The 16,156-nt window shown below is 61.8% G+C and carries 18 protein-coding genes; 3 read left to right on the forward strand and 15 right to left on the reverse strand.

Annotation, left to right across the window (positions count from 1 at the left end; translation table 11 throughout):
* Window positions 1-7: 7 nt before the first annotated feature.
* From tolB to GEV38_RS21050, 13 genes are all read right to left on the reverse strand, one after another.
* Complete coding sequence (gene tolB / locus GEV38_RS20990) at window positions 8-1,279, reverse strand: Tol-Pal system beta propeller repeat protein TolB (protein WP_038408273.1); 1,272 nt, start codon at window positions 1,277-1,279, stop codon at window positions 8-10.
* 26 nt (window positions 1,280-1,305) lie between these two features.
* A complete protein-coding gene (tolA, locus tag GEV38_RS20995; protein WP_054572633.1) occupies window positions 1,306-2,415 on the reverse strand; it encodes a cell envelope integrity protein TolA in 1,110 nt (369 codons plus the stop codon).
* Complete coding sequence (tolR, locus tag GEV38_RS21000) at window positions 2,415-2,867, reverse strand: protein TolR (RefSeq protein ID WP_003254760.1); 453 nt, start codon at window positions 2,865-2,867, stop codon at window positions 2,415-2,417. The genes tolA and tolR overlap by 1 nt, the downstream gene beginning before the upstream one ends.
* A gap of 14 nt (window positions 2,868-2,881) precedes the next feature.
* Window positions 2,882-3,577 carry a protein TolQ gene (gene tolQ / locus GEV38_RS21005; RefSeq protein ID WP_015271471.1) on the reverse strand — a complete coding sequence of 232 codons (696 nt, stop codon included), beginning with the start codon at window positions 3,575-3,577 and terminating at the stop codon, window positions 2,882-2,884.
* 2 nt (window positions 3,578-3,579) lie between these two features.
* Window positions 3,580-4,032, reverse strand: a complete 453-nt coding sequence (gene ybgC, locus GEV38_RS21010) for a tol-pal system-associated acyl-CoA thioesterase (RefSeq protein WP_015271472.1) — start codon at window positions 4,030-4,032, stop codon at window positions 3,580-3,582.
* 125 nt (window positions 4,033-4,157) lie between these two features.
* The gene (gene ruvB, locus GEV38_RS21015; RefSeq protein ID WP_004375289.1) at window positions 4,158-5,204 is read right to left on the reverse strand and encodes a Holliday junction branch migration DNA helicase RuvB; all 1,047 of its coding nucleotides are present in this window, start codon (window positions 5,202-5,204) and stop codon (window positions 4,158-4,160) included.
* On the reverse strand, window positions 5,201-5,818 hold the full coding sequence (gene ruvA, locus GEV38_RS21020) for a Holliday junction branch migration protein RuvA (RefSeq protein WP_015271473.1): 618 nt from the start codon (window positions 5,816-5,818) through the stop codon (window positions 5,201-5,203). Before ruvA ends, ruvB begins: the two co-directional genes overlap by 4 nt.
* Window positions 5,819-5,927: 109 nt before the next feature.
* Window positions 5,928-6,452 (reverse strand): crossover junction endodeoxyribonuclease RuvC, encoded by a 525-nt coding sequence (gene ruvC, locus GEV38_RS21025; protein WP_004375291.1) that lies wholly within the window; start codon window positions 6,450-6,452, stop codon window positions 5,928-5,930.
* Between the two features lie 185 nt (window positions 6,453-6,637).
* Window positions 6,638-7,384, reverse strand: coding sequence for a YebC/PmpR family DNA-binding transcriptional regulator (locus tag GEV38_RS21030; protein ID WP_013973810.1), 747 nt, complete (start codon window positions 7,382-7,384; stop codon window positions 6,638-6,640).
* Window positions 7,385-7,497: 113 nt separating this feature from the next.
* Window positions 7,498-9,273 carry an aspartate--tRNA ligase gene (gene aspS / locus GEV38_RS21035; protein ID WP_173896004.1) on the reverse strand — a complete coding sequence of 592 codons (1,776 nt, stop codon included), beginning with the start codon at window positions 9,271-9,273 and terminating at the stop codon, window positions 7,498-7,500.
* Between the two features lie 95 nt (window positions 9,274-9,368).
* Window positions 9,369-9,590: an FmdB family zinc ribbon protein gene (locus GEV38_RS21040; RefSeq protein WP_003254776.1), complete on the reverse strand. Its 222-nt coding sequence runs from the start codon at window positions 9,588-9,590 to the stop codon at window positions 9,369-9,371.
* A gap of 92 nt (window positions 9,591-9,682) precedes the next feature.
* Window positions 9,683-10,012: a ribbon-helix-helix domain-containing protein gene (locus tag GEV38_RS21045; protein WP_015271475.1), complete on the reverse strand. Its 330-nt coding sequence runs from the start codon at window positions 10,010-10,012 to the stop codon at window positions 9,683-9,685.
* Between the two features lie 238 nt (window positions 10,013-10,250).
* Entirely contained in the window at window positions 10,251-10,724 is a 474-nt protein-coding gene (locus tag GEV38_RS21050; RefSeq protein WP_013973814.1) for a Dps family protein, read from the reverse strand.
* 280 nt (window positions 10,725-11,004) lie between these two features.
* On the opposite strand from GEV38_RS21050, the gene GEV38_RS27935 reads away from it, so the two are divergent.
* Window positions 11,005-11,598, forward strand: a complete 594-nt coding sequence (locus GEV38_RS27935; RefSeq protein WP_015271476.1) for a cold shock domain-containing protein — start codon at window positions 11,005-11,007, stop codon at window positions 11,596-11,598.
* 94 nt (window positions 11,599-11,692) lie between these two features.
* Here GEV38_RS27935 and GEV38_RS21060 read toward each other — a convergent pair whose 3' ends face one another.
* On the reverse strand, window positions 11,693-11,899 hold the full coding sequence (locus GEV38_RS21060; protein WP_015271477.1) for a SlyX family protein: 207 nt from the start codon (window positions 11,897-11,899) through the stop codon (window positions 11,693-11,695).
* A gap of 1 nt (window position 11,900) precedes the next feature.
* A complete protein-coding gene (locus tag GEV38_RS21065; protein WP_054571827.1) occupies window positions 11,901-12,320 on the reverse strand; it encodes an HIT domain-containing protein in 420 nt (139 codons plus the stop codon).
* Window positions 12,321-13,010: 690 nt separating this feature from the next.
* Between GEV38_RS21065 and GEV38_RS21070 the strand changes: the two genes are divergently transcribed.
* Window positions 13,011-14,279 carry an OprD family porin gene (locus GEV38_RS21070; protein ID WP_013973818.1) on the forward strand — a complete coding sequence of 423 codons (1,269 nt, stop codon included), beginning with the start codon at window positions 13,011-13,013 and terminating at the stop codon, window positions 14,277-14,279.
* 160 nt (window positions 14,280-14,439) lie between these two features.
* Complete coding sequence (locus GEV38_RS21075; protein WP_015271479.1) at window positions 14,440-16,155, forward strand: proline--tRNA ligase; 1,716 nt, start codon at window positions 14,440-14,442, stop codon at window positions 16,153-16,155.
* The last annotated feature ends 1 nt before the right edge of the window (window position 16,156 follow it).

Below are 16,156 nucleotides of genomic sequence, written 5' to 3' on the forward strand. Positions count from 1 at the left end.
GCCGCAATCAGTTCAGGTAAGGGGACCAGGACGGTTCTCTGACTTCGCCTTGAGCGGTAGGAAGTGGGAGCCTCACGCGGCCATTAAGCGACACGAGCATCAAGACTCCCCGGCCCTGCTGGCGGGTGGCGTAGATTAGCATGGTGCCGTTTGGCGCAACAGTGGGAGACTCATCAAGACTCGTTTCAGAGAGAATCTTTACACTTCCGCGTTGCAAATCCTGGGCCGCAACTTTGAAGTTGGTGAAGCCCTGCTGGCGATGGATCATCACCAGGGTCTTTTCGTCCGCCGACAGTTTCGGGTTGGCGTTGTAGTTACCCACGAAAGTTACACGCTCGGCACCACCGCCACCGACCGACTGCTTGTAGATCTGCGGCTTGCCGCCACGGTCGGAGGTGAAGTACAGAGTGTTGCCATCCTTGCCCCAGAACGGCTCGGTGTTGATGCCCGGGCCAGCGGTGACACGGCTGATTTGACGCGAAGCCACGTTCATCACGTAGATGTCCGGGTTGCCGTCCTTCGACAGCACGAATGCCAGGCGCGTGCCGTCCGGCGACCAGGCTGGCGCACCGTTCAGGCCTTCGAAGTTGGTGACCTGCTCGCGGCGACCGGTATCGATGTGCTGGACGAAGATGCGCGGACGCTTCTGCTCGAACGAGACATAGGCGATGCGCTTGCCATCCGGTGCAAAGCGTGGCGACAGGATCGGCTCGCGCGATTGCAGCAGGGTGACCGCACGTGCACCGTCATAGTCCGAACGCTGCAGGGTATAGCGGGTGTTGTTGGTGGAGAAGCGCTCGGCCGTCACGTACAGCATGCGGGTGGAGAAAGCACCCTTGATGCCGGTGAGCTTCTCGAACGACTGGTCGGCAATGTAGTGCGCCATGTCGCGCAGCTGGTCGACGCTGCCCGCCACGCTACCGGTCAGCACTTGCTGCTCGGTGGCGACGTTGAACAGCGCGTACTGCACCTGCAGGCGACCGCCCGACGGCACGATGCTGCCGACCATCACGTACTGCGCACCCAGCGCTTTCCAGTCACGGAAGATCACTTCGCTGGCCTGCGACGGCTGGCTGATCATGTTCTGCCGCGGAATCGGCGAGTAGTAGCCGGAGTTGCGCAGGTCGTTGCCGATGATGTCGGCCATGTCTTCCGGCAGCACGCTGCCGCCCTGCAGACCGAACGGCACTACCGCGATGGGCGTGGCCCGGTCGCTGCCGCTGGTGACCAGGATGTTCTTTTCCTCTGCAACGGCCATGCCTGCCACGCAGCACAGCATGACCAGCAGTCCTCTCAGACGTTTAATCACAACGCTAGATCCTCAGGTGTAAATGTCATCTTGAACGAACGATATTGGTTGAAATCGCTCGGCTTCATACCCTGCATCTCGGTCAGACGACCGATGTTCTTCACTGCTGCCACCGCCGAGCTGTCGTACGGGCCGTCACCACTGGACCGGGCCACGCTGACGCTGGTGATGGTACCGTCCGGCAACATGTTGATCTGCAGGACCACCGTCATGCCCTTGCGCGCGGAAGGCGGACGAGCCCAGCCCTCGGCCGCGCGCATGCGGATCAGGTCGTCGAAGTCGCCGGCCACCTGGTCACCCTGCTCGTCGGCCAGCGCCTGCTGCCGTTCGGTGGTGTCGGACAACAGCTCGGCCAGGGCCTGGGCTTTCTTGTCTTCCGCCGCCTTGCGGGCCGCTTCCTGTGCCTTTTTCTTCTGGGCATCTGCAGCGGCCTTTTTCTTGGCCTCTTCAGCTGCCTTCTTCTTCGCTTCCTCGGCCGCCGCTTTCTTCTTGGCGTCCTCGGCGGCTTTCTTCTTGGCCTCTTCGGCTGCCTTTTTCTTGGCATCCTCGGCGGCTTGTTTCTTCGCCTCTTCAGCGGCCTCTTTCTTGGCCTCTTCCTCGGCTTTTTTCTTGGCTTCTTCCTCGGCCTTCTTCTTGGCGATGTCGGCCTGCTGCTTCTCGGCAGCCTTCTTCGCCTCTTCAGCCTTCTTGGCTTCGGCTGCTTTCTTGGCCTCGGCGGCCTTGGCGGCTTCGGCAGCTGCCTCGGCTTTCTTGGCTTCGGCGGCCTCGCGGGCCTCTTCGGCCTTTTGAGCAGCGTCGGCTTTCTTTTGTTCCGCGGCCTTCACGGCCTCCTGCTCGACCTTCTTCTGTTCCAGCTGCTCGACCTCGGTCTGACGCGAAGCGGTTTTCTTCGCTTCCCCCGCAATCTTCTGATTGGTCTGGGTGGTTGCCTGGCTCTTGGACTTGAGCTGGTACAGGGTAGCCTGGACGATCGGTTTGGATGGTGGCAGCTCAGGCGTCATGGCAAAACTGACGAACAGCAGGGCGAACACCAGCACATGCAGGCCGATGGCCCAGACACTGGGCCAGAAGTAGCTTTCCGAGGCGGATGGCTCTCGCTGTTGCATCAGGGCGCCTCGGTAATCAGGCCAACGTTACCGACACCGGCCTTCTGCAACCCGCCCATGGCACCCATGACCGCGCCATAGTCGACAGCCTTGTCGCCACGAATGAACACCTGGGTCTGCTTGCCCTGGTCACGGCCGGCGGCAATGATCTTGGTCACCGCGTCGGTCATGGCTGGCAAGGTCATGGCCTTGTCCATCTGCTTGTCGGTATCGACTTCGCTGCCGAGGTTCCAGTAGTAGGTCTTGTCGGCCTTGATGGAGATGGTGAGGATCTGGACGTTGTTGTCCTGCGGCAAGGCTTCACTGGAAACCTTGGGCAGGTCTACCTTGACGCCCTGGTTGAGCATGGGCGCCGTCACCATGAAGATGACCAGCAGTACCAGCATCACGTCGATGTAGGGCACCACGTTCATCTCGGCGACGGGCTTGCGTTTGTGGCGAACTCGGGCCATGGGCTTCTACCTGATTACTCTTCGCTGGTGTGCACTTTGCGGTGCAGGATCGCCTGGAACTCGTCGGCGAAGGTGTAGTAACGGCCGATCAGCACTTCGCTGCGCGCCGAGAAGCGGTTGTAGGCGATGACCGCCGGAATTGCCGCGAACAGGCCGATGGCGGTGGCGATCAGCGCTTCGGCAATACCCGGGGCGACCGTGGCCAGGGTGGCCTGCTGGGCGCTGGCCAGGCCGCGGAAGGAGTTCATGATGCCCCATACGGTACCGAACAGGCCGATGTACGGGCTGGTCGAACCGACGGTGGCCAGGAACGGCAGGCTCTGCTCGAGCTTTTCTTCCTCGCGCGAGATGGCTACGCGCATGGCACGGGCAACGCCCTCCATGACCGCGTCCGGGTCAACACCTGGCTGCTGGCGCAGGCGCGAGAATTCCTTGAAGCCGGCACGAAATACCTGCTCGACACCAGAATCCGGGTCTGGGTTACTGCCTGCCTGGCGGTACAGCTTGGACAGGTCGATGCCCGACCAGAAGCGCTCCTCGAAGGCATCCAGCGCACGACGACCGGCGCGCAGCATGGTGCTGCGCTGGAAGATCATGACCCATGAGGTGACCGAGGCGGCCACCAGGGTCAGCATTACCAGCTGTACCAACACGCTGGCATTGCTGACCAGACTCCACATGGAGGTATGGTCGACGACGTTAGCTTCCACGCTTATTCTCCTGCATTCGATTGAGTACCCGAGCCGTCCGCCGCAAAGGCGTCACGCAGCTCCGGGGGTATGGCTCGGGGTTTGAAAGTGTCGGCGCGCACGGCGGCCACCAGGAACTGCCCTTCACAGAGCAGCGTTTCATCCTTTTCCCGCCAGACCTGCTGCACGAAGCGCAGGCTGGCGCGATTGAGTTCAAGTACTTGCGCGGTAACCCGCAGCTCGTCGTCCAGCCGCGCCGGCGCGTGATAGCGCGCTTCGCTGGAGTGGACTACGAACAGCAGGTTGTCTTCGGCCAACTGCGCCTGGGAAAAGCCCAGGTGCCGCAGCCGCTCGGTACGCGCGCGCTCCATGAATTTCAGGTAATTGACGTAATACACCACGCCACCGGCATCGGTATCTTCGTAATAGACACGACAACGGTGTGCGAACGGTTCCAGGCCATTTTGCGCGCGCATACTCTAGTGCTTACTCCTCAGCTTGCCAATCCGCTATGGCAACTGTTTTTTCTTCATTAATGTCTTATTGCCAGCGCACCCTCGGCATGCCAGCGGTAGGACCACGAAAAGCCGTTTTCGATCTGTCACTCATCGCCCGTTTCGGAAAAATCACCACCCTCCCCCAGGCGCCCGGGCACGTTCAGGCCAAAGTGCAGGTAGGCATGCCGGGTGACCACGCGGCCGCGCGGCGTGCGCATGATGTAGCCTTGCTGGATCAGGTACGGCTCGAGCACGTCCTCGATGGTGTGGCGCTCTTCACTGATGGCTGCCGCCAGGTTGTCCACGCCGACCGGGCCACCGTCGAACTTCTCGATCATGGTCAGCAGCAGGCGGCGGTCGGAGTGGTCAAAGCCGCGCTCGTCCACGTCCAGCAGGTTGAGCGCCATGTCGGCCACGGCCTTGGTGATCTGGCCCTTGCCGCGCACTTCGGCGTAGTCGCGCACGCGGCGCAGCAGGCGGTTGGCAATACGTGGCGTGCCGCGGGCCCGGCGGGCGATCTCGTAGGCACCCTGGTCTTCGATGGCCAGGCCGAGGATGCCGGCCGAACGGCTGACGATGGTGGCCAGGTCCTTGTCGCTGTAGAACTCCAGGCGCTGGACGATACCGAAGCGGTCCCGCAGCGGGTTGGTGAGCATGCCGGCACGGGTGGTGGCACCGACCAGGGTAAACGGCGGCAGGTCCAGCTTGATCGAGCGGGCCGCAGGCCCTTCGCCGATCATGATGTCGAGCTGGAAATCCTCCATCGCCGGGTACAGCACCTCTTCGACGACCGGTGACAACCGGTGTATCTCGTCGATGAACAGCACGTCGTGCGGTTCGAGGTTGGTCAGCATGGCCGCGAGGTCGCCCGGGCGCTCGAGGATAGGCCCCGAAGTGCTCTTGACCGACACGCCCATTTCCTGGGCGATGATGTTGGCCAGGGTGGTCTTGCCCAGGCCGGGCGGGCCGAAGATCAGCGTGTGGTCGAGCGACTCGCTGCGGCCACGGGCGGCCTGGATGAACAGCGCCATCTGCTCGCGCACCACCGGCTGGCCGATGTACTCGTCCAGCCGCAGCGGGCGAATCGCACGGTCCTGGACTTCTTCACGGTCGCGGCCACTGGCGGCGATCAGGCGGTCGGCTTCGATCACTTGGTAATCATCCCTTTCAGGCTGCGACGAATCAGTTCCTCACTGCTCAGGCCGGCCTTGTCCTTGATCGCGGCGATTGCCTTGCTGGCTTCCTGCGGCTTGTAGCCCAGCGAAACCAGGGCGCTGACGGCATCGGCTTCGGCTGTGGATGCGCTGGCGACCGGCAGCGGCCCGTCGGAGACCAGGGTAAACATGGCCGGGGAGGTTTCCCAAGCCTTGAAGCGGTCCTTGAGCTCGACCAGCAGGCGTTCGGCGGTCTTCTTGCCGACACCGGGCACGCGCACCAGGGCCGAAGTATCCTGGGCCTGCACGCAGCGCACCAGCTCGTCCACTTCCAGCCCGGACATGAGCGCCAGGGCCAGCTTCGGCCCTACGCCGTTCAGGCGGATGAGCTCGCGGAACAGCTCGCGCTCACGCTTTTCGGCAAAACCGTAGAGCAGGTGAGCATCCTCGCGCACCACCAGGTGGGTGTGCACGGTTACGGGTTCGCCCACCTTGGGCAGACGGTACAGCGTGGTCATGGGAACTTCCAGTTCGTAACCTACGCCGTTGACGTCGATAATCAGGTGCGGCGGCTGTTTTTCCGCCAGGGTGCCGCGCAAACGTCCAATCACGTTCCGATCCTTCCTCTCGGGGAGCCGGTCAAAGACCGCTCAACCCTATCAGCAAATGCAGCGGGTGAACGCATCACCCGAACAAAATGTGTATCAGCGCATGAAGCGCCTACAGACGCAAGCGCCCGCCGCGCCGCCGTGCCGTGGCCAGGCCATGCGGCACCAGGCTGGAACGGGTGTGGGCGTGGCACAGGGCGATAGCCAGGGCGTCGGAAGCGTCGATCTGCGGCTTCTGCGTCAGTTTCAGCAGGTGCATGACCATCATCATCACCTGCTCCTTGTTCGCCCCACCGGTACCGGCTACCGCCTGCTTGACCTGGGTGGCGCTGTACTCGGCGATTTCCAGGCCGGCTTCGGCGGCTGCGACGATGGCCGCGCCACGGGCCTGGCCGAGTTTGAGCGCCGAGTCGGCGTTACGGGCCATGAACACCCGCTCGATGCCCATGGTTACCGGGCCGTGCTGGGCGATGATTTCACCCACGCCACGAAAAACGATCTGCAACCGTTCGTGCAGCTCGCCGCTGCCGGTGCGAATGCAGCCCGACGCCACGTACTCGCAACCACGGGCGGTCTGGCGTACCACGCCATAGCCGGTGATGCGCGAGCCGGGGTCGATACCAAGAATCAGAGTCATAGTGCCTGTCGAAAAATTGATGCATCTCTGCAAACTGTACCGGCCCTTTCGCGGGTAAACCCGCTCCCACAGGTACTGCACCGACTCTGAATGTGGTGCAGTACCTGTGGGAGCGGGTTTACCCGCGAAAGGGCCGGTACAGGCGCTGACAAACTTGAAGAACTGGCATGGATCGCCAGGACACGTTAGCCGAGGTTTTCCATGATCTCATCGGAAATCTGGGCATTGGAGTAGACGTTCTGCACGTCATCCAGGTCTTCGAGCATGTCGATCAGCTTGAGTACTTTCTCGGCACCGTCCTGGTCGAGTTCGGCGCTGGTGGTCGGCTGCATGACGATTTCAGCGTCAGCGGCCTTGAAGCCAGCCTCTTCCAGGGCATTGCGCACGGCGTAGAAGCTGTTGAACGAGGTGAACACGTCGAACGAGCCGTCGTCGTTGGCCACCACGTCGTCGGCATCGGCTTCCATCGCCGCTTCCATCAGCGCGTCTTCTTCCACGCCCGGAGCAAAGCTGATCTGCCCCTTGCGCTCGAACAGGTAGGCCACCGAACCGTCGGTGCCCAGGTTGCCACCACACTTGGTGAAAGCATGACGCACGGCGGCGGCAGTACGGTTGCGGTTGTCGGTCATGGCCTCGACCATGATCGCCACGCCACCCGGACCGTAACCTTCGTAACTGAGCTCTTCGACGTTGTCGCTTTCGTTGGTGCCGGCACCACGGGCCACGGCACGATCGATGATGTCGCGGCTCATGTTGGCGCCCAGGGCCTTGTCCAGCGCCAGGCGCAGGCGCGGGTTGGATGCCGGGTCAGCACCACCCTGCTTGGCAGCGACCGTCAGTTCGCGGATCCACTTGGTGAAGATCTTGCCTCTCTTGGCATCCTGGCGCTCTTTGCGGTGCTTGATGTTCGCCCACTTGGAATGACCAGCCATAACGACTCCGAATCCTTTGAATCACAAACAGCCCCGCCCCTGTAGGGGCGGGACGGGAAATTGCCTGCGCCGGAACGCAAAGGCGCATCCATGTGGATGCGCCCGGGGACTGCTTACTCGACCTTTGTCTGTTCGCGCAGTCGGATGTGCAGCTCGCGCAGGGCCTTGGCGTCGACCAGGCCAGGGGCCTGGGTCATGACGCACGCGGCGCTCTGGGTTTTCGGGAAGGCGATCACTTCACGAATCGACTGGGCACCGGTCATCAGCATGACCAGGCGATCCAGGCCGAAGGCCAGGCCACCGTGAGGCGGTGCACCGAACTTCAGGGCGTCGAGCAGGAAGCCGAACTTCTCTTCCTGTTCTGCCGCTTCGATGCCCAGCAGGCGGAACACGGCCTGTTGCATCTCTTTACGGTGGATACGGATCGAACCGCCACCCAGCTCGGTACCGTTCAGGACCATGTCGTAGGCACGGGACAGGGCCACGACCGGGTTGGCCTCGAGCTCTTCCGGGGTGCACTTCGGCGCGGTGAACGGGTGGTGCAGCGCGGTGAAGCTGCCGTCCTCGTTCTCTTCGAACATCGGGAAGTCGACCACCCACATCGGTGCCCACTCGCAGGTCAGCAGCTCGAAGTCGTGGCCCAGGCGGATACGCAGCGCGCCCAGGGCTTCGCTGACCACCTTGAACTTGTCGGCACCAAAGAACACGATGTCGCCGTCAACGGCGCCAACCCGGTCGAGGATGGTGTTGAGGTTGGCCTCGGGGATGTTCTTGACGATCGGCGACTGCAGGCCTTCGACACCCTTGGCGCGCTCGTTGACCTTGATGTAGGCCAGGCCCTTGGCACCGTAGATACCGACGAACTTGGTGTACTCGTCGATCTTGCTGCGCGGCATGCTGGCGCCGCCAGGCAGGCGCAGGGCGGTAACGCGGCACTTCGGATCGTTGGCCGGGCCGGCGAACACCTTGAAGTCGACATCCTTGAGCTGGTCGGCAACGTCGACCAGTTCCAGCGGGATACGCAGGTCCGGTTTGTCAGAGCCGTAGCGGCGCATGGCTTCTTCGAAGGTCATGTGCGGGAATTCGCCGAATTCCAGGTCCAGCACTTCCTTGAACAGCTTGCGGATCATGCTTTCGGTCAGGCCCATGATCTCGCTTTCATCGAGGAAGCTGGTCTCGATGTCGATCTGGGTGAATTCCGGCTGGCGGTCGGCACGCAGGTCTTCGTCACGGAAGCACTTGGCGATCTGGTAGTAGCGATCGAAGCCAGCGACCATCAGCAACTGCTTGAACAGCTGCGGCGACTGCGGCAGGGCAAAGAAGCTGCCGGCATGAGTACGGCTAGGCACCAGGTAGTCACGCGCGCCTTCCGGGGTGGCACGGGTCAGGATCGGCGTCTCGACGTCAAGGAAGCCGTTTTCGTCGAGGAAGCGACGGATGCTGCTGGTGATACGCGAACGCAGGCGCAGCTTGTCGGCCATTTCCGGGCGACGCAGGTCGATGAAACGGTAGCGCAGGCGGGTTTCTTCGCCGACGTCGGAGTATTCGTTCAGCGGGAACGGTGGGGTTTCCGCTTCGTTGAGCACGTTCAGCTGGTAGCCGAGGATCTCGATGGCACCGGAAGCCATGTTGGCATTCACCGCACCTTCAGGGCGCTTGCGGACCTTGCCGGTGATCTGCACGACGTATTCGCTGCGCACGCGGTCGGCAGCGGCGAAGGTTTCGGCGCGATCCGGGTCGAACACGACCTGGGCCATGCCTTCGCGGTCACGGATGTCGAGGAAGATCACCCCGCCGTGGTCGCGGCGACGATGGACCCAGCCGCAAAGGGTGACTTCCTGGCCGTCCAGGCTCTCGTTCAGTTGGCCGCAATAATGGCTGCGCATCATGATGGTGGTTTCGCTTCTCGTGATTCGTGTATTCGGTGGAGGCCTTGGCCGCCCGGAGAGGGCTAATACTGCAAGACCCGGTCACAGCATTCAACTCAGTCGGCCTTGTCGCCGCCTGCCAGATTCTTTTTCGCCCCGGTCTTGAAGTCGGTTTCGTACCAACCGTTACCGCTCAGGCGGAAGCCTGGCACCGACAGCAGCTTCTTCAGCGCCGGCGCCTGGCAGGCCGGGCAATCGGTCAGCGGCGCGGCGCTGATCTTCTGCAGCACTTCCATGCGGTGCTCGCAGGATGCACATTGATAGTCATAAAGGGGCATGGGTGTCTCTCGTCAACCACAACGCTGGCTGCCGGGGCAGCAAAAAGCGGGATTATATATGGTTAACAAGCACTGCGCAGCCCGCCAGGCGATCAGCGCACACTTGGCGGGTCCAGCAGCCAGGCGACGCAGATCACCCGGATCAGCCCGCTGAAGTTGCGCACCCCGCCTTGTCGCAGGTGCACCTCACGGTCCACATAGGACAGGACCGCACTGACCGAGCAGCGGTTGGCCGCGGCGATGCGCTCCAGGATACCCCAGTAGACGGCCTCCAGCCGCAGGCAGGTGGAAAAACCGTTGAGCCGCACCGAGCGTGACACGGGCTGGGTCTGCAACATGTCGAAATCCGCCTTGAACGGGTCGATGCACTGTTTACCCGGCCAACGCCCCTGGCCAGCCACACGCTTGCTTGCTTGCGTCATGCGCCACACTTCCTCGTCACAGGTACCAGGTGGCCTATGAAGCGCTGTTGGGCGAGCTTAAAGCAGCGGCAAAATCTTCCTGCACAAAATTGCGCAGGACCTGCAGGAGCGGCCTTGTGTCGCGATGGGCTGCGAAGCAGCCCCGGAAATTTGTGCAATGCGCTCAAACCGTGGGGCTGCTTCGCAGCCCATCGCGACACAAGGCCGCTCCTACAAGGGCCGGTACAGCGCTGGGTATCTACTTGCCGTCGAGCAGTACCCGCAGCATCCAGGCGGTCTTCTCGTGCACCTGCATGCGCTGGGTCAGCAGGTCGGCGGTCGGCTCGTCACTGACCTTGTCCACCACCGGGAAGATGCTGCGCGCGGTACGCACCACGGCTTCCTGGCCCTGCACCAGCTGGCGGATCATCTCGTCGGCATGCGGCACCCCTTCCTCCTCCTTGATCGAGGAGTGCCGCGCATAAAATGCATAGGACCCCGGTGCCGGGAAGCCCAGGGCGCGGATGCGCTCGGCAATCGAGTCGACCGCCAGCGCCAGTTCGTTGTACTGCTCTTCGAACATCAGGTGCAGGGTGCGGAACGACGGACCGGTGACGTTCCAGTGGAAGTTATGGGTTTTCAGATACAACACATAGGTATCCGACAACAGGCGGGACAGCCCATCGACGATGGACTTGCGATCTTCTTCACTGATACCGATATCAATTGCCATGAAGTTCCCCTTTCCATAAGGCGTGAGACCCAAGCGGGTGCCGACCACTGTAGCAACACTTGGTTTGCACCGCATGTGACATGGCGCAACACATCGCCCCTCGGGGACAGCGGTTTGAGTAGCCTGCGGCTTTACTGTTAAATAGGCATGGTGCCACCCGTGCGGATTGCCATTTGCCGGGTGCATAGGCTGGCCTGCCGCGTGTTCGCGCTCTACACCTCATGCGCACCGTGCTACCAGCTCTTCCTGTGATCGGCCTTATCAACTGTGAGCCAACCCCATGTTCAAAATCGTCCATCTGGTGACGGGCGTGGCAGCCTTGCTGCTATCGCTCATGCCCAGCCTGAAAACCGATGCGTTACCCTTCCTGCAACAACCCGACGCGGTCTACCTCGCCCTGCTCGGCCTGCTCAACCTCGTACTGGCCCCCGTCGTGCCACTGTACTACCGCGGCGCGCGGCAGCAACTGCAGCATCTGGCCTGCGCCCTGCTGGTGGTGGCTGTGGTGCTGCAGACCCTGACACTGCTGGCCCGCCCGGAAATGGGCAACCTGGCCGCACTGGTCTGCGCAGCGCTGGCCGTGGCCGTGCACCTGGCCGTGGGCTTTGCCCGCAGCCCCCGCAAGGCACGCACCAGCCAGCACGCGGCGCAGGATGCCGGCAATCGTGATACCGGCACCGTGAAATGGTTCAACACGTCCAAAGGCTTCGGCTTCATCTCCCGCGACTCGGGCGATGATATCTTCGTGCACTTTCGCGCCATTCGTGGCGAAGGCCACCGCATCCTGGTGGAAGGCCAGCGCGTGGAGTTTTCCGTGATGCACCGCGACAAGGGCCTGCAGGCCGAGGATGTGGTCGCGGTAACCCGCCGCTGATCCTGTTTGCAGAAACCATCCCTTGTGGGAGCGAGCATGCCGCGCCCACAAGGTTTGTGTGCATCCAGCGGAATATGTGTAGCAGGTTCAGGTATCAATAATGAGGCGGCGGCGCCTCGTCCCCTTCGCTGCCATACTGGCCAACCATCTCTTCGTAGCGTTTGATCAGCTCGGCCATCTGCAACTGCAGCCGCTCGATCACCCGGCCCTGCTCGACCACCACGTCATTCAATGCCTGGATGGTGTCATCCTGAAACGCCAGGCGGGTTTCCAGTTCGACCACTCGTGATTCAAGCGGCATATCAGGCCTCCTGGTAACCGGCGAGATGCAGCCCGCGCAGGCGCTGGCGGATGGCTTGCACCTGGTCGTCGGTGTAGGCCGCCACCGGGCACTTGCCCCACACCGGTGCCGGCCAGGCGGCGTCGTCGCGCTGGCGCACGATCACGTGCATGTGCAACTGGCTGACCACATTACCCAAGGTAGCCACGTTCATCTTGTCGGCGCTGTAGCTGGCTTTCAGCGCTTCGGCCAGGCCGATGGTTTCCTGCCACAACTGCTGCTGCTCTGCAGCATCGAGCTCGAACACTTCGCTGATGCCAGCGCGCTTGGGCACCAGGATGAACCATGGATAGTTGGCATCCTTGCTCAGCAGCAACTGGCACAGCGCAAACTCCCCCAGCACCAGCGAATCCTGCTGCAAACGCGAATCGAGGACGAACACGGCAAATCTCCTTCAGGCAGAACCAACCCGCTTCACGCGGAAAACAGGCCTGCAAGGATACCCTGCACGTTCCCGGTAACACAGCGCTACTTTTCGCACCAAAATGAGGCTACCGATACCCCTCGCACCACACTTGTCACCCCGCGGGTGACGCGGCATGAACAAGTTGCGGTAACACATTGACTTTCATGACAGCTTTTCAAATTTTAACGATTCTTGACTGCGCTACCGCATCAGGCGGCTCCCGCCCCGTGTTTACGGCACTTTCCGACCCCCGGTAGCAGGTTTTGTGAAAATTTCATGAAGCGTTGTGAATTTTGAGCACGCTTGTTGCATTCCTTTCACGCCAAGTCGGCACGACATCTGCATCGGCGGGTGAACGCGACAAATAACAACAGCGACAGTGGTTACCAGGGAGTTTCCCAACCGGAATCGGTAGTTACAGGTTCTTTACGGTGAAAGAAGCAGCGCTGGTGTTGACGACCCTTAAACCGGGGCGTGATTTGCGACATGGAACTACCTAAAAGCGACATGGAGAAAAAGTTCCGAAAAGGATGCTTATACCCATATCGCCAAGAACAGTCAGCGTGCTATACATTTTCGCCGACATAACAAGAAAGAGCTGCCCCATATAACTAGAACACTTGGACGCAGCGGTACTCTTCCTAAAAACCAAAGGAGCAAATCACGATGCGCGTGATGAAGTGGAGCATGATCGCCCTGGCCGTTGCGGCAGGGACCTCGCAGTTGGCATTGGCCTCTTCCCAGGACGAGTCCAAAGGTTTCATCGAAGACAGCAAGCTGAACGTCAAGACCCGCATGCTGTACTTCAGCCGTGACTTCCGTAACAACCCAGCCGGCACCCAGAGCCGTCGTGAAGAAACCGGCCTGGGCTTCCTCGGCACCTTCGAGTCCGGCTTCACCCAGGGCACCGTGGGTGTGGGTGTCGATGCCATCGGCATGCTCGGCCTGAAACTGGACAGCGGCAAGGGCCGCGCCGGTACCGGCCTGTTCCCTACCGGCTCTGACGGCCGTTCGCAAGATGACTACTCCAAGGCCGGCGGCGCGGTTAAATTCCGCATCTCCGACACCGTGCTGAAAGTGGGTGACCAGTTCACCGCTCTGCCGGTCTTCGCCACCGACGACAGCCGCCTGCTGCCTGAAATCGCCCAGGGCACCCTGATCACCAGCAACGAGATCGAGGGCCTGACCCTGCACGCTGGTCATTTCACCAGCCTGACCGCCCAGGAGCAGACCAACCGCGACAGCTTCGGCCTGAAGGAAGCCAACGTGGTAGGTGGTACCTACGCCTTCACCGACAACCTCAGCACCAGCCTGTACTACTCGAAGGTTGAAGACTACTGGCGCAAATACTACGCCAACGTCAACTGGGCTCTGCCGATCTCGGACAAACAAGGCCTGGTGTTCGACTTCAACATCTATGACACCAAGAGCGAAGGCTCGGCCGAGTACCGCGCATTCGATGGCGACAAGCTGGACAACCGCGCGTTCAGCCTGTCGGGCGCCTACAACATTGGCGCTCACACCTTCACACTGGCCTACCAGAAAGTCACCGGCGACGGCGACTACGGCTATGGCATCGACGGTGGCGGCACCATCTTCCTGGCCAACTCCGTGGCCCGTTCCGACTTCAACGCCGAAGACGAGAAGTCCTGGCAGGCTCGCTACGACCTGAACTTCGCCGAATACGGCATCCCGGGCCTGACCTTCATGACCCGTTATGTACGCGGTACCGACGCCAACGTCGCCGGCACCAGCAACGGCAAGGAATGGGAACGCGACGTCGACATCAAGTACGTGCTGCAGAGCGGCCCGGCAAAAGACCTGAGCTTCCGCGTGCGTCAAGCCACCTATCGCTCTTCCGATGGCGTCTACTACGATTCCCCATCGATCGACGAACTGCGCCTGATCGTAGAGTACCCGCTGAGCATCCTGTAAGCCTGGCTTGCAGTGCCCCGCACTTGAAAAAGCCCGGCGATCACGCCGGGCTTTTTCTTGGCTGACAAGCGTCACGCCCTGGGGCATCCTGTACGCCTTCGTTTCGCCCCCGTACAATGCGGGGTCATTTCAATGTCTTAGGCAATCGACACGGCTCACCATGCGCACCAGTCAATATTTGCTCGCCACCCAGAAAGAAACCCCTGCCGACGCAGTGGTCATCAGCCATCAGCTCATGCTGCGTGCCGGCATGATTCGCAAACTGGCCTCTGGCCTGTACACCTGGCTGCCGATGGGCTTGCGGGTTATGCGCAAGGTCGAGGCCGTGGTGCGTGAGGAAATGAACGCCGCCGGCGCCCTGGAAGTGCTGATGCCCAGCATCCAGCCCGCCGAACTGTGGCAGGAATCCGGCCGCTGGGAACAGTATGGCCCCGAGCTGCTGCGCCTGAAGGACCGGCACCAGCGCGACTTCTGCGTCGGCCCGACCCACGAGGAAGTGATCACCGACCTGGCCCGCAACGAGCTGTCCAGCTATAAACAGCTGCCGCTCAACATGTACCAGATCCAGACCAAGTTCCGTGACGAGATCCGCCCGCGCTTCGGCCTGATGCGCGGTCGCGAGTTCATCATGAAGGACGCCTACTCGTTCCATGCCGACCAGGCTTCCCTGCAGGAAACCTACGACCGCATGCACCAGGCGTATAGCAACGTGTTCACCCGCCTGGGCCTGGACTTCCGCCCGGTGCAGGCCGACACCGGCTCCATCGGTGGCAGCTATTCGCACGAGTTCCACGTACTGGCCGAGTCCGGCGAAGACGACGTGATCTTCAGCGACAGCTCCGACTACGCCGCCAACATCGAGAAGGCAGAGGCCATCCCGCGTGAAACCGTGCGCCCAGCCCCTACCGAGGAGCTGCGCCTGGTCGACACGCCAAACGCCAAGACCATCGCCCAGCTGGTGGAAAACTTCGGCCTGCCGATCGAGAAGACCGTCAAGACCCTGATCGTGCGCGGTGCCGAAGAAGGCAAGCTGGTAGCACTGATCGTGCGTGGCGACCATGAGCTCAACGAAATCAAGGCGGCCAAGCTGGAACAGGTTGCCGACCCGCTGGTCATGGCCACCGACGCCGAACTGCGCGAGGCCATTGGTGCCGGCGCCGGCTCGCTCGGCCCGCTGAACCTGCCGCTGGAAATCGTCATTGACCGCTCGGTTGCCCTGATGAGCGACTTCGGCATTGGCGCCAACATCGACGACAAGCACTACTTCGGTGTGAACTGGGAGCGTGACCTGCCGGTTCCACAGGTCGCCGACCTGCGTAACGTGGTCGAAGGCGACCCGAGCCCGGACGGCCAGGGTACCCTGGTGATCAAGCGCGGCATCGAAGTGGGCCACATCTTCCAGCTCGGCACCAAGTACAGCGAAGCGCTGAAGTGCCAGGTACTGGGCGAGAACGGCAAGCCGGTAACCCTGTCCATGGGCTGCTACGGCATCGGTGTGTCCCGCGTGGTCGCAGCTGCCATCGAGCAGAGCTACGACGAAAAGGGCATCATCTGGAACGACGCCCTGGCCCCGTTCCAGATCGCCCTGGTACCGCTGCGCTACGAAACCGAGGTGGTTCGCGAGGCGACCGACAAGCTGTACGCCGAGCTGACTGCTGCCGGTTACGAAGTGCTGCTGGACGACCGTGACAAGAAGACCAGCCCAGGCATCAAGTTTGCCGACATGGAGCTGATCGGCATCCCGCACCGCATCGTCGTCAGCGATCGCGGCCTGGCCGAAGGCAACCTGGAGTACAAGCACCGCACCGAGCAGGACGCCCAGGCGTTGCCGCTCAATGAAGTGCTGACCTTCCTGCAGGCCCGCGTTCGCCGCTGAT

It is taken from the genome of Pseudomonas sp. 13159349, assembly GCF_013305685.1.
Taxonomy (GTDB): Bacteria; Pseudomonadota; Gammaproteobacteria; order Pseudomonadales; family Pseudomonadaceae; genus Aquipseudomonas; species Aquipseudomonas asiatica.